This is a genomic window from Nocardia sp. NBC_01499, from assembly GCF_045040275.1.
Classification (GTDB): Bacteria; Actinomycetota; Actinomycetes; order Mycobacteriales; family Mycobacteriaceae; genus Nocardia.
Genome location: NZ_CP109426.1, coordinates 1,379,037 through 1,404,419, shown reverse-complemented (window position 1 = coordinate 1,404,419; position 25,383 = coordinate 1,379,037). Strand labels below are relative to the sequence as shown.

General features: G+C 64.1%; 25 protein-coding genes and 1 pseudogene. 23 read left to right on the top strand and 3 right to left on the bottom strand.

Annotation, left to right across the window (positions count from 1 at the left end):
• Window positions 1-103: 103 nt before the first annotated feature.
• The 4 genes from OG203_RS06305 to OG203_RS06290 all read left to right on the top strand — a co-directional run bounded on the left by OG203_RS06305 (window position 104) and on the right by OG203_RS06290 (window position 2,221).
• Window positions 104-1,057, top strand: a complete 954-nt coding sequence (locus OG203_RS06305; RefSeq protein WP_405164724.1) for a hypothetical protein — start codon at window positions 104-106, stop codon at window positions 1,055-1,057.
• A 95-nt stretch (window positions 1,058-1,152) separates the two neighbouring features.
• Window positions 1,153-1,320, top strand: coding sequence for a hypothetical protein (locus OG203_RS06300; protein WP_405164723.1), 168 nt, complete (start codon window positions 1,153-1,155; stop codon window positions 1,318-1,320).
• Window positions 1,321-1,358: 38 nt separating this feature from the next.
• Complete coding sequence (locus OG203_RS06295; RefSeq protein WP_405164722.1) at window positions 1,359-1,697, top strand: hypothetical protein; 339 nt, start codon at window positions 1,359-1,361, stop codon at window positions 1,695-1,697.
• Window positions 1,698-1,810: 113 nt separating this feature from the next.
• On the top strand, window positions 1,811-2,221 hold the full coding sequence (locus tag OG203_RS06290) for a hypothetical protein (RefSeq protein WP_405164721.1): 411 nt from the start codon (window positions 1,811-1,813) through the stop codon (window positions 2,219-2,221).
• A gap of 58 nt (window positions 2,222-2,279) precedes the next feature.
• Here the strand turns inward: OG203_RS06290 and OG203_RS06285 are convergent, their stop codons facing one another.
• Window positions 2,280-3,065 carry a hypothetical protein gene (locus tag OG203_RS06285; protein ID WP_405164720.1) on the bottom strand — a complete coding sequence of 262 codons (786 nt, stop codon included), beginning with the start codon at window positions 3,063-3,065 and terminating at the stop codon, window positions 2,280-2,282.
• 191 nt (window positions 3,066-3,256) lie between these two features.
• Between OG203_RS06285 and OG203_RS06280 the strand changes: the two genes are divergently transcribed.
• A complete protein-coding gene (locus OG203_RS06280) occupies window positions 3,257-5,044 on the top strand; it encodes an amidase domain-containing protein (RefSeq protein ID WP_405164719.1) in 1,788 nt (595 codons plus the stop codon).
• 438 nt (window positions 5,045-5,482) lie between these two features.
• Window positions 5,483-6,783, top strand: a pseudogene (locus OG203_RS06275) (IS701 family transposase).
• Here the strand turns inward: OG203_RS06275 and OG203_RS06270 are convergent.
• Window positions 6,780-7,934, bottom strand: a complete 1,155-nt coding sequence (locus tag OG203_RS06270; RefSeq protein WP_405164718.1) for a hypothetical protein — start codon at window positions 7,932-7,934, stop codon at window positions 6,780-6,782. The pseudogene OG203_RS06275 and the gene OG203_RS06270 overlap by 4 nt on opposite strands.
• 132 nt (window positions 7,935-8,066) lie before the next feature.
• Here OG203_RS06270 and OG203_RS06265 point away from each other — a divergent pair, with 132 nt between their 5' ends.
• On the top strand, window positions 8,067-9,578 hold the full coding sequence (locus tag OG203_RS06265) for a hypothetical protein (protein WP_405164717.1): 1,512 nt from the start codon (window positions 8,067-8,069) through the stop codon (window positions 9,576-9,578).
• A gap of 17 nt (window positions 9,579-9,595) precedes the next feature.
• Here the strand turns inward: OG203_RS06265 and OG203_RS06260 are convergent, their stop codons facing one another.
• Complete coding sequence (locus tag OG203_RS06260) at window positions 9,596-10,024, bottom strand: hypothetical protein (protein ID WP_405164716.1); 429 nt, start codon at window positions 10,022-10,024, stop codon at window positions 9,596-9,598.
• 96 nt (window positions 10,025-10,120) lie between these two features.
• Here OG203_RS06260 and OG203_RS06255 point away from each other — a divergent pair, with 96 nt between their 5' ends.
• The 16 genes from OG203_RS06255 (at window position 10,121) to OG203_RS06180 (ending at window position 25,372) form a co-directional block, all read left to right on the top strand.
• Window positions 10,121-11,608, top strand: a complete 1,488-nt coding sequence (locus OG203_RS06255; protein ID WP_405164715.1) for a hypothetical protein — start codon at window positions 10,121-10,123, stop codon at window positions 11,606-11,608.
• Window positions 11,609-11,921: 313 nt separating this feature from the next.
• Entirely contained in the window at window positions 11,922-12,872 is a 951-nt protein-coding gene (locus OG203_RS06250; protein WP_405164714.1) for a hypothetical protein, read from the top strand.
• Window positions 12,873-13,010: 138 nt separating this feature from the next.
• Window positions 13,011-13,778 carry a hypothetical protein gene (locus OG203_RS06245; RefSeq protein ID WP_405164713.1) on the top strand — a complete coding sequence of 256 codons (768 nt, stop codon included), beginning with the start codon at window positions 13,011-13,013 and terminating at the stop codon, window positions 13,776-13,778.
• A 326-nt stretch (window positions 13,779-14,104) separates the two neighbouring features.
• Entirely contained in the window at window positions 14,105-14,857 is a 753-nt protein-coding gene (locus tag OG203_RS06240; protein WP_405164712.1) for a phage tail protein, read from the top strand.
• 5 nt (window positions 14,858-14,862) lie between these two features.
• Window positions 14,863-16,566, top strand: a complete 1,704-nt coding sequence (locus OG203_RS06235; RefSeq protein WP_405164711.1) for a phage tail protein — start codon at window positions 14,863-14,865, stop codon at window positions 16,564-16,566.
• A gap of 75 nt (window positions 16,567-16,641) precedes the next feature.
• Window positions 16,642-17,064: a DUF2744 domain-containing protein gene (locus tag OG203_RS06230; protein ID WP_405164710.1), complete on the top strand. Its 423-nt coding sequence runs from the start codon at window positions 16,642-16,644 to the stop codon at window positions 17,062-17,064.
• 74 nt (window positions 17,065-17,138) lie between these two features.
• Window positions 17,139-17,558, top strand: coding sequence for a DUF2744 domain-containing protein (locus OG203_RS06225; protein ID WP_405164709.1), 420 nt, complete (start codon window positions 17,139-17,141; stop codon window positions 17,556-17,558).
• On the top strand, window positions 17,555-18,907 hold the full coding sequence (locus tag OG203_RS06220; RefSeq protein ID WP_405164708.1) for a hypothetical protein: 1,353 nt from the start codon (window positions 17,555-17,557) through the stop codon (window positions 18,905-18,907). Before OG203_RS06225 ends, OG203_RS06220 begins: the two co-directional genes overlap by 4 nt.
• A 16-nt stretch (window positions 18,908-18,923) precedes the next feature.
• Window positions 18,924-20,297 carry a hypothetical protein gene (locus OG203_RS06215; protein ID WP_405164707.1) on the top strand — a complete coding sequence of 458 codons (1,374 nt, stop codon included), beginning with the start codon at window positions 18,924-18,926 and terminating at the stop codon, window positions 20,295-20,297.
• Between the two features lie 12 nt (window positions 20,298-20,309).
• Window positions 20,310-21,662, top strand: a complete 1,353-nt coding sequence (locus tag OG203_RS06210) for a hypothetical protein (protein ID WP_405164706.1) — start codon at window positions 20,310-20,312, stop codon at window positions 21,660-21,662.
• A 41-nt stretch (window positions 21,663-21,703) separates the two neighbouring features.
• Window positions 21,704-22,585, top strand: coding sequence for a glycoside hydrolase family 25 protein (locus OG203_RS06205; protein ID WP_405164705.1), 882 nt, complete (start codon window positions 21,704-21,706; stop codon window positions 22,583-22,585).
• A gap of 204 nt (window positions 22,586-22,789) precedes the next feature.
• Window positions 22,790-23,086, top strand: coding sequence for a hypothetical protein (locus tag OG203_RS06200; RefSeq protein ID WP_405164704.1), 297 nt, complete (start codon window positions 22,790-22,792; stop codon window positions 23,084-23,086).
• Window positions 23,086-23,475, top strand: coding sequence for a hypothetical protein (locus OG203_RS06195; RefSeq protein ID WP_405164703.1), 390 nt, complete (start codon window positions 23,086-23,088; stop codon window positions 23,473-23,475). The genes OG203_RS06200 and OG203_RS06195 overlap by 1 nt, the downstream gene beginning before the upstream one ends.
• A 55-nt stretch (window positions 23,476-23,530) precedes the next feature.
• Complete coding sequence (locus OG203_RS06190; protein WP_405164702.1) at window positions 23,531-23,866, top strand: hypothetical protein; 336 nt, start codon at window positions 23,531-23,533, stop codon at window positions 23,864-23,866.
• Window positions 23,867-23,909: 43 nt separating this feature from the next.
• Window positions 23,910-24,266, top strand: a complete 357-nt coding sequence (locus tag OG203_RS06185) for a hypothetical protein (RefSeq protein ID WP_405164701.1) — start codon at window positions 23,910-23,912, stop codon at window positions 24,264-24,266.
• Between the two features lie 95 nt (window positions 24,267-24,361).
• Entirely contained in the window at window positions 24,362-25,372 is a 1,011-nt protein-coding gene (locus OG203_RS06180) for a hypothetical protein (RefSeq protein WP_405164700.1), read from the top strand.
• Window positions 25,373-25,383: the final 11 nt, after the last annotated feature.

The window sequence follows — 25,383 nt, the reverse complement described above, 5'->3', positions numbered from 1 at the left end:
GGTCGTCCCCGCGCCTTTGCCGGGGGCGATTTCACGGCACCCAGCTCGGGTGTCTTCTTCACAATCCCGCCCCGGCTCGCCGGGCCTTCACAATGGAGACACATTGACTGCCACTACCTTGACGGCGTTGAAGGCTGCCCAGCGCTCGCTGCTGCTCAAGCCGCTCGACGCCGCCGTGTTCCTGGCGCCCTACGGCACCCAGGCCCCGCTGGGCGGTTTCACCGACGCCAGCGGCAACCTGCAGACCCTGCCCGCGGGCTTCCAATCGATCGGTCTGATCGACAAGAAGACCGGTATCGCGTTCTCGCGCGGTATCACCGCCGCCCCGATCGAGTCCTACGGCGAGCTGCAGGCGGTGCGCAACGACATCACCAGCGACATCACCGCACTCGAGTTCGAGCCGCAGCAGAACGCGACCGCGTTGAACCTGCAGCTGACCACCAGCGCCACCCTGGCGTCGATGCAGCCGAGTGCGACCAATGGTGAGGTGTGGTTCGCCCAGCCGTCGGCCGAGAACATCACCTACTACTCGGCCATCGTGATCGGCAAGGACGGCAACGACTCGCTGCCGACCTATGTCATCAAGGTGCTGCCGAAGGTCGCGGTGTCGAAGTTCGGCGGCGAGCAGTGGGTGCCGACCGGGGTCATGTCGAACAAGCTGACCATGGTCGCCTTCAAGGACGACGTCGCTGGCTTCGCGGTCGCGCACTCCTATGCCGGTGCTGGCTGGCAGAAGCTGGTCGCGGCCAGCGGCATGCCGTACGTCGTTTCCAAGCTGTATGTTGCGCCGACCGGTGCGCAGACCCTGACCAAGGGCAGCAACCAGGCGCTTCAGCTGCTGGTGACCGACCAGTTCGGTGGCGTCGTGTCGCCGAACCTGCTGACCTTCACCGCGGGCACCGGCCTGACCAGTGCGGTGAGCATCAGCTCGACCGGTGTTGTCACACCGACCGCCACCGGCGGCTCCGGCACCATCAGCATCGGCTTCACCGCACCGACCGGCTGGCCCGCCGCGACGGCCACCCCCGTCGTCACCGGCACCATCACCGTTCAGTAGCAGCGGTCCGCACACGTGGATGCGTGCCGTGTTTCTCCGGTCGCGGCACGCATCCACTTCCCCTGTCCTTCATCCGGAGAAGAAAGCGGGTCACCGTGTCCGCCATCCCTGCCCATTTCCCCGTCACCATGACCGACGGCGAGCGCGAATACCTCGTGCCCAATGCCACGGCCTACATCAACGCCGTCTTCTCGGACGGTCACCGTCTCGTAGCGGAGGCCGAAGCGCCTGTCGCCGAGGCGAAGTCGCGCAAGCGCGCCTGACATCCCTGTAGTTCCAGCACAACCGGAGAAGAGTGAAAGTGGCAACACCCGAGAAGCAGTCCGGCGCCGCCGAATCCGACGGCGTTGGACGGTTCCACCAGCTCCAGCGGGAGCTGTCCCCCCGACACCGGGCCGCGTACCGGCTCACCGCGGACATCGCCATCCCGCCGGTCACCCGTGGCCAGTTGAAGGCGCTGCGCTCGACCCGCGATGACGACGAGCAGATGGCGATCGTGCTCGGCGAGCACGCCGCGGCCGTGGAAGAGCTGTTCGCCGACCGCCCGGTTGACGAATGGTTCGCCTTCCAGCGCGATCTCTACGCCCACCTGTTCGGTGCGGGCGCCGCGGAGCTGCCGGGGGGATCCGAGGGCTCGTAGAGTTCTGGGAACGGTTCGGTGCCGCGCTCGACTACGACCTGCTCGAGCGCGGCATCGATGTCCGGGACTGCTTCGGGCCCAACGACATTCGAACCCGGCACTGGCACACCATCATGGCGTTCAAGGACCGTCTGCCGACCGGGAGCCACTATCGCAGCGCCTTGCTGATGGACCGCGAACTGGCCGAAGAACACCTCGAGGCCGAGGAAACACTCGGCGAGGACGACGTCGAGGAGGCGCCGTCGGGTCCACGGCCGGAGGGCTACACCCTCGACACCTACCTGCTCATGGCAATCATCGACGCCCTCCAAGGCGTCCAGGCGACCATTATCGCCGCGGCGGGCGCCGACCCACCCGCCGTCAGACCGCTGCCGCGGCCGATGTCCGCGCTCGAGATCGTCCGCGAGGATCGCCGGGAAGCATCGATGCAGACGCTGATCGACTTGTTCACCGCACCACCGGTGCCCGACACACCGGAGGAACTGGTCGACGATATCGATGACGTCGACGACGCTTGTTGGTAGTGACTGTGGGGGAGCGAATCCCCTTCCGCCAGAATCCGATAGCGACCGGCGGTCGCGGTCACGTTGTCCGCAGGCACCCATTGTGGTCCAGCGCGATAGAGACAACGGTGGTCGCGCCCGCCGGCGCGTTCTCGGGCCAGGAGGGGCCCGAACCATGTTGGGGGCCAGGAGATCTACTGGCTACCCACACATTCTCGTTCTCGCGGTCGAGCCACCAGCCCGCCGTCTGGCAGGTGGCCCAATTGCGACCCTCTGTGCCGCTGTAATCGACGTCGAGCGTCAAGCCGTGGGCGTCGTGCAGATGCCGTAGGACCCGGTCGGCGACATCGCTGTCGGGAGTTCCGTCGGAGCTGCCGATGGACAGCGTGCGCATGCAGTACGGACCCGAGTTCGTCGACGAACACCGGGTCGAATCCGCAAGGACCACAAGCCCGGACGGTAAGGGCAGCAGTTGGTCCGCCGCCGGAGCCGGCACCGGCTTTCCACCGTTGCCGCCGGGGCCATCCAGCGTTCCCGAGCACAGCATCATCACATACACCACGCCGAAAAGGCTTGCGGCGCTGTAGAGAACCGTCAGCACACCACCGATGGAACTGCGTTTCGATGTCGTGTCGCTTGCTTGCCGGTCGGCGATCAGGCCAAGTATCAGTACGCCGACGCCGACAAGAATCAACAGCACCTCGACGCTGTATTGGTAATGGCGCAGCCGCCACCCCAGCAGCGATACCACCAGCTCGACCACGGTGATCACCGCCAACGCGAGCCCTGCCTGTAGGCGATGTCGAGGCGATCGGGCGGCCAGTAACCAGCAAACCAACGGAATGGCGAAGATCAATCGGCCCACAGCGGCAGCCTAGCCATCCTTGTCCAACGCCGCCACCGCACCGGGCGCGCCGATTCTATTGTGTGCCAGCGCGTTACAAGAGTGCGCGGTAGGGGCGCCGCGCCCGTCGGGCCGATTGGTTCCTGCGTCGCTGACGGATCTCGGCTACCAGGGAACCTGTGCGTCAGTTACGAGATCAGGAGAAGAAACCGATGGTGGATATGTCCAACGAGGCATCGTGGAACGCACCGGCGCCGAAGTTCGATTTCAACCCGAAGGGTCATGGTGCCGACGGTTTCAAACCGGCCGAAGTGCGCTGGGCGGAATCCGCGGTGGACTGGGGTAATGAGGCCGGAATAGATCCGCGCCTGGTGATGGCCACCCTGTTCGAAGAGGGCGCGCGCAATTATGAGGACTCGAAGGCGTGGCGAGATCATGAACAGGACCGCCTGGATTTCAATTGGGTAAGGAAACATGAGCCAACGTGGTCCTGGCTGCCGCATGGCTTACAGGGAAACCCCGAGGGCAATTCCCTTGGACTTACGAACATTAAAGAGCCTGTCTTCGACATACTCAAGAAGGAGTACCCCGACAAGTTCGGCTGGCGAAAATGGGAGGACCTGGCGACCGACCAGGAGCTGGATATCGAGGCAACCGCGTATGTGCTGAAGCATTATAAGGACAAGTACGCTGCCAGTGTTTCGCCGGAAATGAGAAAGTCCTACAGCCTGAACGAGTTCCTTGCCGCAGCCTATAACGCGGCGGGGGAAGATGAAGAGAACATTCCTATCTGGCTGAGCAACAACAGGATCGGCGACGTCGGCACCCACCACTACAAAGAGTTGATGGGTAGTGACAACTGGCTCGCCGGCCAAACGGTGCTGGCCAGCATGTACACCTGGGCGGAGACGGGCAAGCCCATCAGCGCGAGTCCGGATCAGCCGAACTCGCTACTCGGCTCCTGGCTCGGGGCGGTCGGCGGCGTCGTTAATTCGATCCTGCGTCCGGCACGCGGCCCGGTTCAGATCGCCGATGAGGTCGATGCGAACCCGAATCGTCGAGCCGCGGTGAAGTACGCCGATGACTGGGCTGTGCAGAGTAACTGGGTGTATCCGTCCTCCGACGGGGACGGCGGCGACTGCACGGACTATGTGTCACAAGTGTTGCATTCCGGCGGATTTCAGTACGATCCGTCACGTGACGGCGACAATAGCGGGGTAACCGACCGGTGGCATCCCTACATTCGCGGGAAATATGACCACTACGGTGACGGCGACCCTTCGCACCCGGCAGGCGATTCCCAACCGGGCCCGTGGTTGGCTGCCAAAGGTCTGCTCAACTACATCCAGATGGGTTACGGGAACCAGCACGGCGGACCGACGGGAACAGAGTTGCCGTCGATCGAAGTCAATCCGATCACCGGGAATCCCGATCCCCGCGCGTTGACAAATGCCGGGCTCCGTCCCGGAGATATCGTGTTCGTCGACTTCGGCCAAAAGAAGCCCGACGGTCAGCCGGAGGGTGTCAGCCACGCCATGGTCTACGCCGGTCACGGCCCCGCCGATCTTCCTGACGGCAACAACCCAGACGGATCGCTGCACTATCGGCACTACGAGGACGCCGATTACGTCGACTACCACAGCAGCAACAAATACCATCGGTTCTGGGCCATCCCCTATGTCAACGACAAGGAGCGGGTCGTTACGGGCCAGACCGTCACGTATCACCCTGTGCACATGCGATACCCGGGCGACGACCAGCCGGCCACGACCGGCCATGCCGCCGGCGGATCGATCGGCTCCAGCATCGCCGCGCCCTCGATCGCGCCGATGCTGGTCCCGACCAAGCCGTTGCCTGTTCCGCCGGGGTTCGTCGGAAATCAGCGAGTGCTGCAAGACCGCCGAATCAATCTGGTGATCAGTCAACCGGGCAGCTCCCGCGACGGAGCTCAGGCGGATTCTCGCGCCATCCTTGCGCATTCATCGCTTACCCGACGCTGACGTCGAATCTAGTTGCTACGCTGCGGCAATCGCGTTATCCCGCATTCGTCGAACATGCGCGAACATGACAGGTGTCCATGTCTGGCCCGCGTCACGGGTCAGCAGGAGACGGCGGTCCTCTTGGTTGGGACCCATCGGGACGCCTCCTCGCCGGAGCTGCAGCACGTAGCCTTGCGTGGTGCTGGTAAAGCCGGCATTGTCGCCGACACCGAAATCGGTTGTCCCGTAAGACGGTTTGTAGGATTCGGCCCAGTGGCCGTACAGGAGGCCCTCGACACGAGTGCCTGCCCCGGCGTCGCCATCGGCCCGTGCAAAGCCCTCCGCCTTCTCAGCCCGCAACCAGCGCAGACACCACGTGTGTCGTTGCAGTACTAATACTCCAGCCGCACTTCGTGATGTTGTTGGGTAGCATACGGTTTCGTGCTGGTTGATGAGGATCTGGCTGCGTGGACGGCCGGGTTGGATGAGTTGTTTGCGCGGGTGGCGGGCCGGTTTTTGCGGGCGGAGCCGCGGTTGCGGGCGCGGGCGTATGTTCGGGGGCTGTTGGCGCCGTTGGCGGGAAAGAACAGTTGGACGCTGGCCGAGGTGGCCGGTGAGGCGACACCCGACGGGATGCAGCGGCTGCTGAACATGGCAGCGTGGGATGCCGATGGCGTGCGCGATGACGTTCGGGCGTATGCGGTTGAGCATCTGGGCGACCCCGATGGCGTGCTGGTTGTCGATGAGACCGGATTTCTGAAGAAAGGCGTGAAATCGGTTGGGGTGCAACGGCAATACTCGGGCACTGCTGGGCGGATCGAGAATTGCCAGCTCGGTGTGTTCTGTGCTTACACGAGCGTCAAGGGCCGCACTCTGATCGATCGGGAACTGTATTTGCCCAAGTCGTGGACCACCGACCGGGAACGCTGCCGAGCGGCCGCGGTGCCCGAGGAGGTCGACTTCGCCACGAAACAGGTTCTGGCTCAACGGATGCTGGCTCGCGCTCTGGATGCCGGCGTGCCTGCCCGGTGGGTCACCGCCGACGAAGCCTACGGGGGTGATTCGAAGTTCCGCAGGTGGCTCGAGCAACGCCAGATCGGGTATGTGGTGGCCGTGCCCAGCAGCGCGCCGATCGTGAGCCTCGGGGGCGACTCGCGCGCGGACCGCCTCGTCGCCGACGCGCCGCAGAACGCATGGAAACGCCTGAGCTGCGGAGAAGGAGCGAAAGGGCCTCGGTTGTTCGACTGGGCTGTGGCCACACTGCCCACTGAGAGCGAGGCGGGCCCGGGGTGGCGACGTTGGCTGCTGGTCAGGCGCTCGCTGACCCGCAACACCAAGGGCGAGCTCGAGATCGCCTACTACCTGTGCGGTGCACCGATCGGCACCAGCGACGCCGAGCTCATCCGGGTCGCCGGCGCCCGCTGGTCGGTCGAGGACTGTTTCCAGACCGCGAAAACCGAGGTTGGTCTCGACCAGTATCAGGTCCGCCGCTACGACGCCTGGTACCGCCACATCACCCTGGCGATGCTTGCCCACACCTACCTCGCCGTGACCGCCGCCATCTCCCCAAAAGCATTGGCAGCGGCCTCATTCCACTCACGCTCGGTGAAATCAAGCGTCTCCTGGCACACCTGATCACCCCGAACCTCGCCCAACTGCGACGCTGGTCGACCTGGCGACGAAGACACCAACACCGCGCCAAACAAGCCCACTACCAGCGAAGACAGACCCAACATCACGAAGTGCGGCTGGAGTACTAACCGAGGTCGGTGATGCGCACCGGTGCCCATGAGCGGCCGGTGTCATGAGTTGCCAGCAGTGTTTGCGGCGGATCGGCACCTTGGTACGGCCCCGATCGCTTCCCGGCGAGAACGAATCCGTCGGTCTGCGTGATGAATCCGGGTCCGCCGTCTCCGGCGATGGCCATCCGGCCATACATGATGGCATGGCCCTCGGGCGGCGGAACATAGGTCTGCGTCCACTCGTGCCCACCGTCATGTGAGGTCTCGATCACGTCGTTGTTATTGATGACAATGTCGTCCCCAGTGGCCGCGGCCAACAGCCCGAAGCCACCGCCGGGCGGAAGGCCGACGGCATCGAAAGTCACTGCGCCGTCGCGAGAGACGTACAGCTGGAAAGTCATGTGCTCGGGATCGGGACCCGAGGTGCACAGCACGATGATGTCGGTGCTCGTCGGAGCCAGGATGCCGTCGGCCGCCGCATGCGGTCCGGTGCAGGGAAAGGTCCAGTGCGACCACTGGCCGTCGATGAATTTCGTTCCGCCGCCGGTGAACAACGGTGGAGCGCTTCCGGCGCCGGGTGCTGTCTGAGTGGCGAATTCGAGGAGTCTGTTGACACTGGTGCGAATCGAGGACGACATTGTCCACTTGTCTTGGGAGACAGGGCTGCTGAGCACCTGAACCTCGTCGCGGCCATACGGCGATCTGGCGAATTCGACTGTGCCGCCGGAAAACCTCATGTCCACGAGATGACTGCCCGAGTAGTCGTCGGCGTCCAGCACCGGGAAATCCACCTTCTGCCAGGTCACGCCGGCGTCGTGCGTCGACCACAACGTGGGGCCGTCCGACACCCAACCGTCGCGCGGCGTCGCGAACCGGAGGAATCCGGCTGCACTCGGCAGCGCCGGCCAGTTCTCCGGGCGCCAGGTATGGCCACCATCGGTGGTGTGTTCCACCAGTGCCCGGCATTCCGGCCCGATACTCCCGCACGGCTCGAGTCTGCCGAGAACCCACCCTTCGTCAGGCGAGGCAAAACTGACCGACAGGGGATCGAAGGCACGAGGTGCGGGTGGCTTGTGCGGTATCCGCGACGTGATCACCACGACGAGGGTGACCATGAAGACCGCGCCAAACCCCACGACGCCGAGCCCGATGAGATGCCGTCGCCTCATGCTTGCCCATCCAGTTGTCTGCAATATCAAGTAACGCCCACCATAGCAGCCGGTATTTGTTGTCAGGCCTGGGCGGAAACTCATGAGGAGCCAACAACAATGTCAGACAACAGATCCGATCAAGTCCGTACGATGACACCGATCGACGAGACCGCTGCGGCTATTCAGACAATGCTGCGCGCATTCATCGGGCCGAAACCTGCTCAGCCTCTTCTCCGGTTCGCCGACCAGGTTGACGATGATCCCAACTTTATCCCAAAAGATACCAGCCACCCGGACCCTGCGCCCGCCGATGGGTGGAGCGGCGGCCTTCCGTCGACGCCGCCACCCGTTACCGGCGACAACGTGCCCGGTTACCGCGACGGTATTCACGCGCAGCCGGGATGGGGGACACGTTCGCAGAGCTGGCTGAGGAGAAGGGAGTTCGAGACCTTTGAGGAGGCTACCGTAGCCGCCTTTGAATTCATGCCGATGGCGAGGAGATTCTTCCAGCATTTCTCGGACGACAACAATGGAACAGCGCTCAAAATGCACCCTCGCGAAGTCGATGAGGGCATCTTTCACACCAAGTGGGGCCTGAGCACGCTCTTCTACGGGCAAGACGTTGCCTTGCAGGCGGTGCCGCACGGGGTCGACCCGCGCAGCACCGAAAGCAACCCGATGATGGACTATTTCACGGTACCCGGTTACCAGTACGATCCGGACCATCCGGATCGCCCGAACGCTCAATTCCATCAGAATGGGATCTTGGACGCCGTCAATGAGAAGGTCAAGTACAGGCAGGCGCATCCAGGCGAGAATGACCTTCCGTTCACCGTCGGCTGGATGCGTACGCCGTATGATTGGCAGAATCAGGACAACGATGACGTCAGTAATGCCCTCGGGCATTTCTGGACCGGCGCATCAGGAACCATCCACTTCAATGACGACGGCACCTACGCCGTTAGATTTACGGGGAACGTGTGGAAGCATTACAAGTTTGATACGCGAATTCCGCTGCCTGACGATGGTAATGATGCAAGCCTGAAAATTGCGATGAATAATCGTATGCGCGAAGCGCAGGGTGCCGGCGTCGGCCAGAATTTCATCGCCTATGGATCGACCATACCGATGATCGCCACGGGCAGTATTGTCAACGGTCACGCATCTTCCGACTTCGCCTATTACCCGGAGGGTGATCCGAACGAGTCACGCCAAGTGCATTTTCCGCAAGACCGGTACGATGTGCTCAACAAGCCGAGGGAGGATCATTCGAAGGACTACTGGAAGCCGCTGACGAATTTGTTCAAGGCGCACGGCGGTGAGATATCCCGGGGCGACGTGAAGGGCCAGGGTTCGTCGATCGGTGACAAGATTCCCGCGTATCTTTCCGACGGCGAGTTCGTGGTGAGCGCCGCATCGGCGTCCGCGAACCGTCCGCTGTTGAAGGCGATCAACGACGACCCGTTGTACATGACGAAGTACGTCAAGCACGTGGAGCAGGCGGTCGCCGCGGCGTTGACAAAGGTCCGTGCTGTGCCGAGCGCCGTCGGCGAGCAGGTGGATCAGTCGATGACGGTGCACATTTCGGCCTACGACGTGCACGAAGCATTCGCGAAGGCCAAGCTGTGGCAGCAGCGGCACGATCTCGTCGACACAATGTGATAGCGGGAGAAGGGCGATTACGCTCTCGTGACGAAGCGACCCTCGATCCAGTCATGGACTGGTGGGCCGGGCTCGATGACGACACTGTGGTTGCGATTGCGCTGGCCCAAGCGTGCGTCCTGGCCGTACTTGTGCATCGTGAGGTTGAGCCTTCGGGGGCGAAAGAGTGCTCCGCCGCAGATCTTGCAGTGTAGGTCCGGGATCGGCGGCGCCTTCCGTCGTTCCTGAAGCACGGCGATCACAAACCAGCCGACGAGGCCGAGCGGCAGTGCGCAGGCGATGGATACCCACCAGGGCATTTCCTTTATGAAGACAAAGGCCGCGACGGCGGTGCCGGTCCAGAAAACTTTCCATTGAGATTCTCTGGACATGAAACGGAAAACGACCCATAAGATCAGGGCCTCCCACACGGTTACTGCGGCGATGATGGCAATCGCGTTACTCATATCGGATCCGTTCCTTCTGCATCCCGCAGGAACTATAGCATGCGCCGGCTCGTATATGGAACTATTGTGATACTTCTCGAAAGGTCAGGTTGCAGAATGGGCGATAATCAAACACAACATGGCGATGGATCATTCGCCGGTTACGGTACCTCGTTCAATATTATCAGAAATGGCGATGGCAAGGTCCTGCAAGTCGACATTCAAGGATCGAGCAGTGTCAAACAGATCAAGGTCGAAGACGATGGCAGCTACACGCTGATACCGGTACATCCGGATTTGTCGCCTGTTAATTTCATGCCAACGCCCGATGATCTCAAAGCGGGGGCTCTCAATGCCGGGGTTACCATAGCGATCGACACCAAGCGGGCAATACTTCAGAAGTACGCGGGGGACGCGCACGCCTCCTCGCTTTTCGACAAGATTGTCGGCGATATCAAGGTGGGCGACCGCCTGGTTCTCGGCAGCGTCGCTGGTCTTGCGGTGGCCACCGCGCTGCTGCCGGTAGCGATTTTGTCCGATATGCGGGGTGACAAGAACACGTTGGGGGAGGCGATCTTTCGTGAAGTCCCGTCCACGCTCGCGGGTGCGGCTGTCGGCGCAACCCTCGGTGGTCTGGCCGCGGGGATCGCGGAGGGAGCTGGCGCCGGGGCTTTCGCTGGACCAGTCGGCATCATTCTGGGCGGTGTCGCCGGCGCTGCGGTCAGTTTCGGTATTTCCAAGGAGATCCAGAACGAGATAAACGCCGGTAAGGCACCGCACGCCGACCAGCTGTTGTTCCTTCCGGACGACCCGGACTATCTAAAGGCCTACATTCACGACCGTAGCTCCGCTCATCCGGATTGGAACCTGGTTGGTTATCCACCGTCCGGTGTCGACTTGAATCAATTCAATGCATGGAAACAATCCATCCTCATCGCGAATCAGAAGCTGACGAAAGAGCTCCATCCGGAGATGGCCGTAACGCAAGCCTATTATCTCCACGTCGATCCGGAGACGGACGCCCGCTACGGCGTCACCATGGACAACATCGATGGTCCATGGATACGACCGAGGCAACCGGCGGTGAAAAGGTTGCCGGTTCCTGCCTCGGATTCCCCGTCGACCGGTGATCTTGAGCATATTCCTTATTCTCGGCCAGGCATACCGAACATGGGATTCGGCGGTGCGGGCTCGGCTATCTTCAACTCGCCACCGATTCAGCGGTTCCTGCCTGCGCTCGCGGACCTCATCTGGCAATTCGCGAGTCCACACGCCACCGGCGGCGATATCAAGGGCCCTGGTTCGACGATCGGTGACAAGATCCCGGCGTTTCTGTCCGACGGTGAGTTCGTGGTCAATGCGGCGTCGGCGAACGCGAACCGGCCCTTGCTGAAGGCGATCAACGATGATCCGCTGTACATGAAGAAGTACCTGCAGCAGATGGAGGGCATGGTCGCGGCGGCGCTGACGAAGGTTCGTGCGACACCGAATGACCGCGGCGAACGGGTGGATCAGTCGATGAACGTCCACATTTCGGCGTACGACGTGCACGAGGCGTTCGCCAAAGCCAAGCTCTGGCAGCAGCGGCACGCGATGATGGACTGACCAGGCGCACCGAGCGTCCTCTGTGAGCTGTCGGACATGCCGACCGGACAAATCCGCTGCGCTGAATTATTGTGAGCCGCATGATGTTTGCGGTCAGGTTGGCTATGCCTCCTCGCGGTGTTACCACAGTGCGGGCGGCGAGCAAGTAGTAGTGCCGGTGGGGGGTAGACGCGCCGCAGCGCTCATAGCGGCCGCACTTGTGGTGCTCACGCTGGCATCCTGCGGCGAGGATTCGGAACGGTCGGCTGCCGACACGTCCATATCGGGCTTTCAGCCTTCGTCGGCCAGTTTCGTTTCAGCACAGGACGGTTGGGTGCTCGGTTCGGCGCCGTGCGCCGCTTCCCGTTGCGTGCGGCTGCTTCGGACGACCGACGGCGCGACAACGTGGCAGGCCAGACCGGTGCCGGAGGCCGTGGTAGCCGACCACGATTACCCGCGAGAGGGGAGCACCATCCGGTTCGCCGATCAACGCAACGGTTGGATGTTCGGCACCGGGCTTGGGCGTCGGACCGGATTGTGGGCCACTCACGATGGCGGCGTGACCTGGCAGGCCAGCACGATGCCGGTCGGGATGGTAACGGGGCCACTGGTTTTGGCGGCGGCTGCGGGCACTGTGCACGCGGTCGTTTCCGATGACAACGATCTGCTCCATGTCGTGACCAGCCCGGTCGACAAGGATCAGTGGTCGGACACGTCCGTAACGATCCCGGCCGGTGGCGGCCCCGCACCGAGTCCCCGGATAGTGCTGCGGGACGACTCGGGGTGGATCGTGGAGAACAACCCCATGCGTGCAGGCGTGTTCGGAGTGCCCGGTGGCGCCCGTTTGGTCGGGGGGCGATGGACAACGTGGCAACCACCATGTGCGGACACGGCCGGTGTCTGGCCTGCGGCGACCTCGGTCGACCTGCTTGCCCTGTGCGGCTACGCCGAACACGGCAGCGGACAGACAGTGCTGCGCTCCGCCGACAACGGCAGCACTTTTTCAGCCGAGGGCCAGACGCCCGGAGGCAGTTCGGCACAGGGCTTCGCGGAATCCGGCGACCGCCGCGTTGTGCTCGCCGCCGGTGCTGAGCTTCTTGTCTCGACCGACTGTTGTGCACAGTGGACGACGGCATATTCGAGCAAGGAAGACGGTCATTTCCGTGACCTTGAACTGACCACACCGACATTCGGCGTGGTCATGCAATGGACCTCCGACAACGGCCGTCTGCTCGTGACTCGCGATGGGGGAGGTTCGTGGACGACTATCCGCTTTGCGGGCTGAACCAGAGGATCCAAACATAGGCACGATCAAGGATGCGCATGAGATCGAGTTGACGACCTCCTTCGAAACGGTTGACCGTCCAACTCCCGCAAGCGGGTATGGTGCGATTGCTGGTCGCGGTTCGGAAGGAATTACATTGTGCGTAAGTCGATTTGGGCTGTTCTCCTGATCAGTGGCGTGCTGCTGTCGGCTTGTGGATCGAGCGATCACGACAGCTTGGGGACGACATCCGAGTCGACCGCGCACCCGACGGCCGGATCGTCGGCACAGCCGCCGACGTGCCCAACGGCCGCCGCGGGAACGGCCGGACGGTACACCGTCAGCACCGGCAAGGTGCGTGAGCAGACCGCGACATTGACCTATGACGTAACGCTGCCGCAGCTTGCGGATGGTGACGCCGCAGTGCGCGAGCGATTCAACTCGGCCATGCACGGACTGCTTTCCGACGCGGTGGCGGGCCGGGTCGGTACCGTCGGCGACGGCGCGCTCCCATTTCGCTGTGCGGAATCCAGCCGTGTCACCCGTATCGGAACACATGTCATTGCAGGGGTGTTGATCACCTTCCGCAACTTCGGTGGCCCCCATCCAGACAATCAGGTCGGCACCGCCGTTATCAACACCGACACCGCACAGCCCATTCACCTGTCGTCGGTGTTGCGCGACCCGACGCAGGCCTGGGGAACCCTCGCCGCCCTCGTCCCGAGTCTGATCCCCACCACAGAGCCGGAACTATCCGCACCCGCGGCCAACAGCGACTCGTTCGCCGAATGGACACCATCGCCCGACGGCTTGACCGTCTATTTCCAGGTCTCCCACGCAGCGGGGGACTTTCACCCGGTGCTGATCCCGTGGTCGCGTATCCAGGATCTGTTCAATCCGGCCGATCTCGCGATCCTGTCGAGCTGAGAGTCGCCTGCCGCGCCGCCTGTTGGTCACATCGCGGCCATGTCACGATCCACCCGATACGCTGACAGCATCAGCGAGTCATGTTGCCGCACTGCCGGTTTCGGCCACGTCGAGGCACGCTCTGGCTCCGCGTAATTCCGCGTACCGGTCGGCTGGTCCCACTTCAGTCGAATTCCTACAGAAACAGAGGTGAACTTGTGGCGCCCAATGCTGCCATGATTACGTTGACGGGAGTCGATGGCTCTACGTGGACTCTCGCCGGCCAGGGACGCGGCCGGGAGGGAGTCGAACTCGGTACGGCGCCAAGCGGTTTGCATGACGCGCCGGTGACTACGATCTGGAACCAATCGGCGTTTCAGACCGGATCGTCCTACGGCGGGTACCGGACCAACAAGCGCGACTTGGTGTTCGGCGTGAATATCGCCGAAGCGGCGGGTCGTACCTGGGAGGCCGTGGACAGCGCCTGGCGCAAGGCGTGGGCGTACGACCGCGACTGTGTGCTGACCATCACCACCGACTTCGGCGCGCGTTCGCTGTCGCTACGGATGTCGGAGCAGCCGGACTTCAAACCGGTGAAGGATCCGCATCTCAAGCAGTGGGCGAAGGTCGTGATGACCTGCACCGCGGGCAACCCATGGTGGGTGGAGAGCGACGTGACGGCGACCTGGGTCTCGCCCGCCGACACCACTGGCAACAACGGAGCACAGTCCGGCACGGTGACGGTGTCGAACCCGACAGACCAGCCGATGTGGCTGCGCTGGGTGTGCTCTGCGCCGGGACGATGGACGCTGCCGGACTGGTCATGGGCCAACGACGCCTACGCCGCGCGGACCGTCCCGTTGCCGCAGACCAATGCCGGCCAGGACCTGACCATCGACACCGACCCGATGGAGGAGATGATCGTCGCGCGCAACAACACGCCGGTCTGGGCGCAGATGAACGGCGTCAGTTTCCTGTATCCGGTGCCGCCGTACACCCCGGCGACCGCCCTGCCGGTTTCGGTGAAGGGCGCACCCGCGGGCGCGTCGGTGCTTGCGGTGCAGCCGCGTAACTGGTCGCGCCCGTGGGGGCTGCAGTGACCTACGTGACCGATCTTCCCGAAATCTATTGCACCGCACAGGCTGCCAAGGCGCAGCGCAAGGCACAGCGGTATGCCAGGCCCTTGGTCCGGCTGTGGGACGGCAACTGGGTACTGCGCGGTGTGTGTGGCGCGGAGATCAGCGCTGACTTCCGTTGGACGCTCAACGACACCGGCGTCGGCATCCTGGTACTTCCGTACGACTATTACCTGGCCCGGTGGGCCATGGACATGTACAACGACGACCCGCGTTCCGGTCGCACCACGCAGAACATCCACATCACCGTCGACAAGGACGGTGCGCGCTGGGACGGGCGGCTGGAGAAGGCCGTCCTCAAGACCGACGAACAGGGCGTCACCACAGTCGAATTGAGCTTTCTGCATTCCTACGAGGAGCTCAAGCACATCATCTGCTGGTCCAACCCGTTCCTGCCGGAAGCCGTGCAGTTCCCGCGTGAGTTCATGCTCGCGGGTCCGAGCATCTGGGTGCTCAAGACCGCGCTGATGTTGAATCTGCTACGGCTGCAAGGCGGTTCGTGGGCCGTGCCGTCCGATCCGATGGACTCGGCGCAGTGGGGCAATCTGGATATGTCCCAGTGGGCGATCGCTGTGCAGCCGACTCCGTACAACACCGACACCTCGGTGTGGACGATCTTCGGCTCCCGGTTCAAGAACTGGCACGATTGCGCGACAGGCACCTTGCAGACCGGTGAGCTGATGGTGCAGACGCGCCGCTGGCTGCAGGGTGATCCGCTGCCGTGGCCTGGTGCGAACCTGCGTTCCGGGTGCCTGGTTGTCGATATCCTCGACAAGTCCGGGTTCACCAGCAACACCTCGCTCGGCGGTAGCGTGTGGGGCGGCCTCGAGCACATCATCGAAAGGTTCGAGAAGGACGCCGACGGCGTCTTCTACGACGAGATCGAGCATCGGCTGCCGGACCCGGACGCGCCGCCCGCCGCCTACCAGACCCCGGGCTACCTGGGCACGCTGCCGTCCAACCCGTGGGTCATCTATCGGCAGAACGACCATTGCGGCATTCAGACATCGCAGTTCATCGTGCAGCCGTCCAGCGCGGTGCAGGTGGTCGTCGGTGGTCACTCGGCTCCCGGTGTGAACGAGGCGATTTCGTCGGCGATCCAATTCGTCGGCTTCCTCATGGGTGGTTTCCTCGGTGTTGTTCCCATCGCAGGACCGGTCCTTGCCGCGCTGGCCGAGGGTGCCACCGAGGTGGTGAACACGATCGCGATGGCACTGTTCACCGACACCCTGCTCGCGTGGCAGCGGCACCGGGACAGCAGCCGGGTGCAGGCCTCGGGATGGTCGCACTACTTCGAACATTTCGAGGCGAGCGCCGACCGCGCCTACACCCTCGGCGCACTGCTGACGCTCGGCGAGGGCATGTGGAAAACGCGCACCCACCACACGCACAAGTTCACCGTCGCCGACGGTCAGCCGTATCTGATCGGCGACGCAGGCCGGGGACACTTCTTCCTCGGTGACCGCGTCGGCTCCACCGTCAAGGGCATGCCCGCAGGCAAGATCTACGTCGACCAGGTCACCGAGCTCGAACTCGCGTGGTCGCGAAATGCCAGCCCGCAGTGGCAGATCACCCTCGGTACCGACAAGGATCACGACATGCCGTTCGCGCAGTCGATGCGTGTCATGGCCGACATCGTCGACGAAATCATGTCCCTCGCCGTGCAGATGTAGATCCGCACCACCTTCGCCCCTTCGACGCGAATCCCGCAGCTATTCGGCTGCCCCACTTCACTTTTGGAGATATCCATGTCTATTCCGTTGCACGAGCATTGCGACCAGGCCAAGGCGGAGGAGGCGTTCGTGTGGGCGCTTGTCGGACTTCCCGGTCCGCGCAACTCGCCGCTGATGGTGCACCCCGACACCCTCGGCGAATGGTCGAAACATCTGTGGGACTTGGGCTTTCGACACTACCCGGAGGATCAGGCGAAGGAATTCCACCCGCCGGCGCGGGGACATCACCACTGGCTCAACGGTTCGGGCCAATGGCTGCCGCAGGGCACGCCACGAGTGCATGTGCCCGATCTGCCGGAGGTTACCCAGCTGACCGCCGAGGAGCGTGCGCACGTGGTGCGGCAGCTGCGCGATTCCGGCGATTTGGCGCATCTGGTCGACCGGCAGGAGCCTCCCGCGCAGGCGGCGGACGCGGATGAGCCTGCGGCGCAACCCTGATCGACGATCCAGCGCAGCGCCCGGCCCGCCGCGGCCTGACTCATCTTCTTCCTCTTCGAAAACCGGAGTGTCCCATGGCTATCCCTCTGCACGACAACTGCGACCCGAACAAGCCCGAGGAGGCGTTCCTGTGGGCGTTGGTCGGCCTGCCCGGCCAGCAGCGGGCGCCGCTGATGGTGCACCCAGACGTGCTGCGGAAGTGGTCGAAGCACCTGTGGGAGCTCGGATTCCGGCACTACCCGGAGTTGCGGACCAAGGAATATCATCCGCCGGCGCGCGGCGTCGGTCAGTGGCTGGCGGGCGCTGGGCAGTGGCTGCCGGAGGGCACCCCGAAGGCCGCGCACTCGACCGCGCCGAACATGGCCGAGCTGACCGCGCACGAACGCGCGCGGATCATCGAGCAGCTGCACGCGAACGGCGACCTCGCGCACCTGACGGATCTACGTAAGCCGACGGCTGCGGACACCGGCCGCATCGACACCGAGGCATCATGACCTCCCCCGATAGGCACGTACCGTCCGGCGCGTACGGTGGTTCGGCGTCGTCGGGCAACAGTATCGCCAACTTGCAGGCCGTCACCTGGGCAGGCGCGCGGGACGCGGTCATCGCCAATGTGATGGGCGCGTTCTCCGACGTCGGCACGGCGAGTACGGACCTGAACGGCAACGCCCATGCCGCGTTGTCCGCGGCGAACACCGCCGCGCAGAGCGCGGGCAACGCGCAGCAGACGGCCGTGAATGTGCAGACAACGACGGCGTCCAACGCGTCTGTTGTCGCGGGCATGACCGCCGCACAGCAGGGACTGAGCTATGGCGGCACCGTGTTCACCGACCTCTTCGACCGCCAGTCGCTGCAACCCGGCTACCACACATTCACCACCGGCCAGGTCGCGAGCCCGGTGATCACCAACGAGCAGTGCGGACTGCCCAGCGTTGGTAACCAGGGCTCGGGCAACGTGATCGGGCTGTCGACAACCACCACCCAGACCGACGACCAGGCGGTGTCGGTGGTGATGGGCAGTGGCGGCGGCTGGGGTAGCCCCGAGACGTTCCTCATCGCTCGCGCGGCGGCGGATCTCAGCACGTTCGCGTGCGCGAAGGTGTCCTCGGGTCGCGTGGTGCTCGGATTCGGCATGCGAACGGACGACACCACCACCATCTCCGAGGCCAGATGTCTTGCGGTGCGGGTGAATACGGGCGACACGGTGCTGTTGGAGGCGATCGGCCCGCTCTACACGCTGTACGTGAACGGCCTGGAGATCCTGCAATGGCCCGACGGCGCGCAGATGACGCCGGTCGGTGCCGCGAACCGCTCGTTCGGGTTCGGCGTCTCGTACAGCACCGGCCGGTTCGGTGGACATTTCTCGTTCAATGCCGCCGGGGTGACGGCCGTGGATATGAAGCCACCGCCGACGGTCGGCACGGGGTGGTCATTGCAGATGGCCGCCCAGGGCAGTGTCGCGGCGCCAGCGGGCTCGAATCTCTTTCCCGCTGGCACTTTCAGCGGCCCGGTGACGTCCAACAACGTCACCGTGCTCGACCAGGGCTCGGGTCGAATCCAGATCCAGAAATCCGGCTGGTACAGCGTCACGGTGAAGTACATCGTGAACGGCAACCTGCCCACGATCCGTGCCGACGTATGCACGGCCGCCGGCCCCGGCGTTGCCCTGATGGTGGCGCGCAAAGGTCCAACTACGCCACAGGATCCGAGTTTCAACGCGGGCGCGACCTTTGTGCTCTACCTGCCATCGGGTTACGTGGTGGCACCCGGCTACTACATCCCTAGAAGCGTCAACATCCTCGGGCCGGCAACCTGTTTCGACGGTGCCCTGCTCAGCTACTGAACTGTAAGGACATTCGATGACCTCCCCCGACAGGAAAGTTCCCGCCGGCGCGTATGTCGGGTCGTCGGCGCCGAACAACGTCGCCAACCTGCAAGCGGTGAACTGGGCCGGTGTCGAAAAGGCGACCGTCGCCGATCTCTTTGCCTCGTACCAGGGTGTGAACACCGCCAGCCAGAACATGAACGGCGCCAACGCGACCTCGGCGGCCGCGGCGAAGGCCGCGGCGTCCGGCTCGGGCACCGCGCAGTCGACAGCATCGGCAGCGCAGAACACCGCGGCCGCGAACGCCGCGTCCATCGCCTCGCTCCTTCCACCACCGCCAGCGTCGAGCACGCCCGGCCGCACCCTCAGTGACAACTTCGGCAGAGCGACGCTCGGACCGAACTACAACCCGATCAAATCCGGCCCGGTCATGGACCTGACCATCGTCAATAACCAAGTCGAGCTCGATCCAAGCGCCGGTGGTACGCCTACCGGCTCCGTGATCGCCCTGAATACCAGCATCTTGCAGACCGACGACCAGTCGGTGTCGCTGGTGATGGGGGCGGCCAACAGTTCCGCCCGCTCCGCCACCGGGATCGTGCTGCGCGCGGACCCTTCTCTCGTCACGTTCGCCTACGCCTGGATCTACTCGAGCAAGATCTACATCGGCGCCGGCACGCGCGGTAACGGCACCAATACCTACAGCGACTGGACCTCGATCGCGGTGACGGTCAACACCGGCGACACCGTGACCTTCACCGCGGTCGGCAGCAACTATCAGGTGCTCGTGAACAACTATCCCGTCGTTGGCTTTTCGGATACGGCGGGCACCGTCCCGATCGGCTCCGGCTACCGATCCGTTGGCTTCGGGTGTTCGTGCAACGCGGGGTATCTCTCCTTCGCCGTCGCCTCGATGACCGCGGCCGACCAGCAGCCCGCCGTTGCCGCGGGCACCGGGTGGAGTCTGTTGCGGGGCAGCACCATTGGCGCCACCCGCCCCCCGGGCGCCGGGATGCGGGTGACCGGGGTGTACGACACCGTCCGGCAGGCCAACAACGTGACGATCGTCAGCCTGGGCGCCGGACAGGTCCAGATCAACCGCGCGGGCTGGTATCTGATCGCCACCGCGTTCAATGTCGCGAGCCTCGATTACTCGATGCGCACCGAACTGTGGAGCGCGCCGAGCCTCGGCGGGAATTGGAGCATGCTGCGGGCCGGTGCGGTCGGCAATCCCGCCGATGTCGACGGCGACGGCAACAGCTCCGCCAATAGCACCGCGACCAGTGCCTCGTTCGTCGTCTACCTCCCCAAGGGTGCCGTCGTCGCGCCGGGCTTGTCCACCAACACATCCAACTCGCTGGTCGGTCCGTTCACCTGCTTCGACGGCGCACTGCTGAACTGGCTCTAGTACGGAGGCACCATGACTTCGCCCGACAAATCCGTCCCGGCGGGCGCCTACACCGGCACCACGGGTGGCAACATCTCGGCACTGCAAGCCGTGACCTTCGAGTCGGCACAGGCGTCGGTTCTAGCGACCGTCGCGAACGCCTTCTCCGGCGTCGCTGGCGCGGGCGGCAACATGAACCTGGCCACGCAGAATGCCTTGAACGCGGCCGTCAACGCGCAATCGAACGCGGGAACCGCCAACTCGACGGCGGACGCCGCGCGCGGCTCGACGGCCGCCAACTCCACGGTGATCAACGGCCTGCTTGCGACTCAGAAGGCGCAGCCCGGCGGCGGCAGCGTGTTCGTCGACTCCTTCGATCGGCCCACGCTCGGTCCCGGCTACCTCACGTTCAAGGTGGGCCCGGTGGCCGATCTGGTGGTCGCCAACGGAGAGGTGGGTCTCGCCCAGGACGGCGACCAGAACAGCGGCTACGTCGTGGCGGTGAATACCGCCCACGCGACCGAGACCGACGATCAAGCGGTGTCGGCTGTGATGGGCACCGACCGTAGTTCCGATCTCGCCGGAGCTATCCTCCTCGCGCGTGCGGCCGCGGACCTGTCGACCTTCGTGTGGGTGGTGGCCAACCGCACCACGATGTCGCTCGGCTGCGGGACCCGCACCGGCGGCAACTTCACCTTCACGACATGGGTCGATGTCTCGGCGCCACTACACACCGGCGACACCTTGACACTCGACTGTGTCGGCAACACCTATCAGGTGCTTGTCAACGGCGCGGCCGTGGCCTCGACGACCGACACCGACAAGGTGCAGCCGATCGGACCGGCGAATCGACAGTTCGGGTTCGGTAGTCAGTATCGCTGGACCGGCCTGCGTTGGTCGTTCTCGTTCAATATCGCCGGACTGACCGTCGCGGACCTGGCCGCTCCGGCCGTGTCCGGCACTGGATGGAGCCTGCAGTGCCTGTCCTCGGTCAGCGCGCCGAGCGGTGAAGTCCGTTTTCCGGCAGGCACTTTCGACACCCTCCGGCTGCCGCCGAGCAATGTGACGATCGTCGACCAGGGCCGTGGCCAAGTGCAGGTGAACAAGGCGGGCTGGTACGTCATCTCGATCGCGTACTACCTGGCGAACCCGATCGCCAGCCCGATCGGCTGCGATCTGTGGTGGGCTCCTGGCCCGGCAGGACCATGGGCGGTCTTGCGGTCGGGATACAACATGGCCTCCGGCGCGACCAATTCCGCGGCCGCCGAGACGTTCACGGTCTATCTCCCGGCGGCATCGCTTGTGTGCCCGGGATATTCGACCGGCGCGAACAGCACCATCACCGGACCGAACACCTATTTCGACGGCGCGTTCATCAGCTACTGACGCCAGCAATCCACGGAACCGCTATCCATTCGGAGGCAGGCTTGACGATCTTCGGCATCGACATTTCCAACAACAACGGCGCGGACATCGATCTGGCCGAGGTTGCCCGCGAGGGCTTCGGCTTCGTCCTCGGCAAGGTGTCGGAGGGCGACGAGTTCGTCGACCACACCTGGCCCGCCTATCGTGCTGCGGCGCATGCCAATGGGCTGCTCGTCGCGGGATACCACTACCTGCGCGCGGACTGCGCGGTGACCGCTCAGGCCGAACTGTTCGTCACCCACCTCGGAGACGCGGCGGCGATGGTCGATTTCGAGGCCAATTCCGGTGGTATCGACACCTTTTGGGCGTTCGTCACGGCGGTGAACTCGCTCGGACGCACGATCAACCTGTCCTACATTCCACGCTGGTATTGGCAGCAGATCGGCTGCCCGGACCTGTCGCAGGTGCCGGGGTTGATCCAGTCCAGCTATGTGGCGGGCTCAGGGCCAGCGTCGGCGTTGTATCCGGGCGATGGCACCGGTTTCTGGAATGGCTTCGGTGGCAAGGCCGTCGACATCGTGCAGTTCACCGATCAGGCCTCCGTCGCAGGTCATCTTGTCGACGCGAATGCCTTCGCGGGCACATCCGACCAACTGAAGGCCCTGCTCGGGCTGACACCATCCACGACAGAGGGAGTTCTCATGGCGCTGACCGACGCACAGCAGGCGGACCTGCTGCAGAAGGTCCAAGAGGTTTGGGAGCAGTTGCGCGGGCCCGACGGTCAGGGCTGGCCACAGCTGGGTAAGAACGCCGAGGGGCAGAACGTGACCCTCGTCGACGCCATCGCCAGGCTGCGCGATGAAATCGCCGGGCGCACTGTGCCGACAGGCACCGCTGGCGACGTATCGGCCGCAGCGGCCGATCAGCCGAAACCGGCTGCGTAGCAACCTATTACATGAACTCGGCGTGATCTGACTGTTGGTCTCTTCGGTCAGCATGTCGCATGCCTGTTGTTACGATGGACGTAGTCGCGAATTGGGTTGCGGCCAAACGTATTCCGGCCGCAATCAGTCCTTCTTCCCGGCCATCCCTTCACTCCAGTCATGGCGCCATGCCCGCCGTATGACGTGATCTTCGAGGAGCATTTCATGGTGCCGACCGATGCGCAGACCAGTGCCGGTATCCAGAGGCAGAGTGCCACGGGCGCATTCGTGGCTCGCAATGCGAAAGCTGTGGTGTCGGTATTCGGCGGCGTAATCAATATTCTCGCGGTATCGGCGGCGCTGATACAGATCGCTCCGCCCAATGTCGCTGGTGTCGGCGCGGCGCTGTTGGCGGTCATGGAGACGCTACGCACCGTGAATGTGTGGCTCGTCCGAAACGAGCCCGCACTCGAAGCGAAAGCCGTTGAGCTCGCGGGTGTGTCGGGTTCCGGGGCGGCCTGATGCCATTCATCGATATCCACACGGCGCTCACCGCGGCGCTGTTCCTCGGTGGCACCGGCATTTCGGCGCTGTTCGCCTGGCTGCGGGTGCGCAAGTTTCAGCCAACCGAGAACACGCGTTACGAGGTGGCTGCGGCGAAGGACATCAACGAGATGGCGCTGACAACGCTGTCACGGGTGTCGACCGAGCTGCACGACGTCACCGTCCGTCTCGATGCGGTGGAGGCGGCGCAGGAGGCGTCGATCCGCGAATTGAACCGCGTCACTGGGCTTTTCCGGGAGGCGTTGGGCGTGTTGCGCGGCGTGATCGAGGCGGCGCGCGCTGGCCGCATTCCGGATCTGCACATGTCGCGCGAGTTGATGGACGAAGTAGAACGCGACGCCGGGTGACGGGGTCTTCCCATGCGGCGACCACCGTGCTGCTCGGCCTTACCGAAGGAACCACATGACAGCACCAATCGACCCGGGATTCCTCGGGTATCAGCCGACCATCGAACCACTGAAGCTGACCACCGGCGCCAACTTCGTGCAGATCATCCAGCCGTCCGGCGGGGCGCCGTTCCCTTCGGGCACAGCGGTTTCCATCAACCTGGTGTCGCCGAGCGGAACATCGCTCGGTTCGTGGCCAGCGGCGATGACCTCGACCCAGGCCAGCTGGAACGTCCCTGTTGCCACGTGTGACGCGATCCCCGCGAACTCGCGCTACACCATGGTGATCACCTTTCCGACCCCGCAGGCGACCAGTTACGCCTGGTACGAGGGCGCCGTCATCCGCACTTAGCACACCGTCGAACCAGTTCATTCACCTCATCAAGGAGCGATCCATGTCCGTAATCGTCACAAGCACCCAGGCGTACCTGGCCAACGCGTACACCCAGATCAACGGCAGCACCGGCCTTTTCCTCTCGATCCACAACGCGGACCCGGGTCCGACCGGCACCCCGGCCACCGAGGCCTCCGGTGGCGGCTACTCCCGCCAGCCGGTCAAATGGAACCCGGTGACCACCGGTACGGCTACCGGCCAGCAGGTGACCATGACGGTGCCGCAGGGCACCTGGACCTACGCCGGTCTGTGGACCGCCGCGAACGGTGGCACCATGGTCGACCGCGTGCAGATCGCCAACACCCAGGTCCCTGGGACGAGCACGCTGCTGGTCACCCCGAGCTTCACCATCAGCTGATCGACGCAGGCCGTCCGGACGCAGCCGCGGCGCCGGTCATCTCGGGTTCGGGGTGACCGGTGCCGCGCGATCATGAACCACAATCGGAGGCACAGTTGAGCTCTGCATCCGCGGCGATCGTGGCAATGCTGCCCACGCCGCCCACCAATGTCGTTGCGGCGCCGAGCGCGCCGACGATCACCCGGCCCGTACCGGCCCCGCCACTTGTCGTCATCGACAGTGCCAGGGTGCCGGTCATTCCCTCGTTCCTCCGCGCGAACTTCGCTGGTACCGGTGCGTTGGCCGCCTCGTACACGGGCTCGAGCATGGTGCCCGCGCAGGGCGGCGCAATCGGTGCGTTGGCCGCCACCGTAACGGTCAAACAGCCGATAGTCGCCGTGTTCGGCGGCACCGGCGCCCTCGGCTATTCGTTGGCCTTCGGCGCGGGCACCACTCGCGCACTTCCCGCGCAGTTCGGGGCTACCGGCACCGCGGCGGCCACCGATGCGGCCTACGGTTGCACCGCAACGCTCGCGGTGACGGTGGATACGGTGAGTTGCCCCATGCTGGCGACCTTCGGCGGCTCGGGTCTGCTTGCCACCAGTTCCGGGCCGCCGCCCACCGTCAACGCGGCGGCCAACGGTTCGGGCACGCTATCGGCCATTACTGGCGTTTACGCGACCTTCGGCGGTACCGGCACGTTGGCGCTCAGTCAGTTCGCTCCGTCGGGAATGATCAAAAACGGCGACGGCAGCGGACCAACGTCGGCCAGCTGGACACAGATCACCGACTGGACCGCCGATAAGGTGACCTTTCCCGGCTCGAAGGTGTCCTCGAACGCGCTTGTGGCACAAGGTAACAAGGCCAACGCCACGGTTTCTGCGAGCATCGCGTGGACCCCGGGAGCCGCCTTCAACACGAACGTCCTCGGCATACGCATCAGGCGAAACGGCACAACGATCGCCGTCACCGCCGGTTCCTCGAGCAGTCCGGCGCAGGCGAGTGCGGTAGTAGCGGTGTCGGCAGGCGACCTGTTCACGGTCGAGCTGCAAGACACCTCGCCCAACCCGAAATTGTGGACGACCAACATCACCGGCGGCAGTTCCAGTGCATTGCAAATCACCTAGTTCCCCAGCGA

Bases quoted from the DNA above. Each gene is read 5' to 3' on its own strand.
- OG203_RS06280 (WP_405164719.1), top strand. From the start codon at position 3,257: ATGGTGGATATGTCCAACGAGGCATCGTGGAACGCACCGGCGCCGAAG.
- OG203_RS06215 (WP_405164707.1), top strand. From the start codon at position 18,924: ATGACCTCCCCCGACAGGAAAGTTCCCGCCGGCGCGTATGTCGGGTCG.
- OG203_RS06230 (WP_405164710.1), top strand. From the start codon at position 16,642: ATGTCTATTCCGTTGCACGAGCATTGCGACCAGGCCAAGGCGGAGGAG.
- OG203_RS06260 (WP_405164716.1), bottom strand. From the start codon at position 10,024: ATGAGTAACGCGATTGCCATCATCGCCGCAGTAACCGTGTGGGAGGCC.
- OG203_RS06195 (WP_405164703.1), top strand. From the start codon at position 23,086: ATGCCATTCATCGATATCCACACGGCGCTCACCGCGGCGCTGTTCCTC.
- OG203_RS06185 (WP_405164701.1), top strand. From the start codon at position 23,910: ATGTCCGTAATCGTCACAAGCACCCAGGCGTACCTGGCCAACGCGTAC.
- OG203_RS06225 (WP_405164709.1), top strand. From the start codon at position 17,139: ATGGCTATCCCTCTGCACGACAACTGCGACCCGAACAAGCCCGAGGAG.
- OG203_RS06210 (WP_405164706.1), top strand. From the start codon at position 20,310: ATGACTTCGCCCGACAAATCCGTCCCGGCGGGCGCCTACACCGGCACC.
- OG203_RS06265 (WP_405164717.1), top strand. From the start codon at position 8,067: ATGACACCGATCGACGAGACCGCTGCGGCTATTCAGACAATGCTGCGC.
- OG203_RS06220 (WP_405164708.1), top strand. From the start codon at position 17,555: ATGACCTCCCCCGATAGGCACGTACCGTCCGGCGCGTACGGTGGTTCG.
- OG203_RS06290 (WP_405164721.1), top strand. From the start codon at position 1,811: ATGGCGTTCAAGGACCGTCTGCCGACCGGGAGCCACTATCGCAGCGCC.
- OG203_RS06190 (WP_405164702.1), top strand. From the start codon at position 23,531: ATGACAGCACCAATCGACCCGGGATTCCTCGGGTATCAGCCGACCATC.
- OG203_RS06255 (WP_405164715.1), top strand. From the start codon at position 10,121: ATGGGCGATAATCAAACACAACATGGCGATGGATCATTCGCCGGTTAC.
- OG203_RS06200 (WP_405164704.1), top strand. From the start codon at position 22,790: ATGGTGCCGACCGATGCGCAGACCAGTGCCGGTATCCAGAGGCAGAGT.
- OG203_RS06270 (WP_405164718.1), bottom strand. From the start codon at position 7,934: ATGAGGCGACGGCATCTCATCGGGCTCGGCGTCGTGGGGTTTGGCGCG.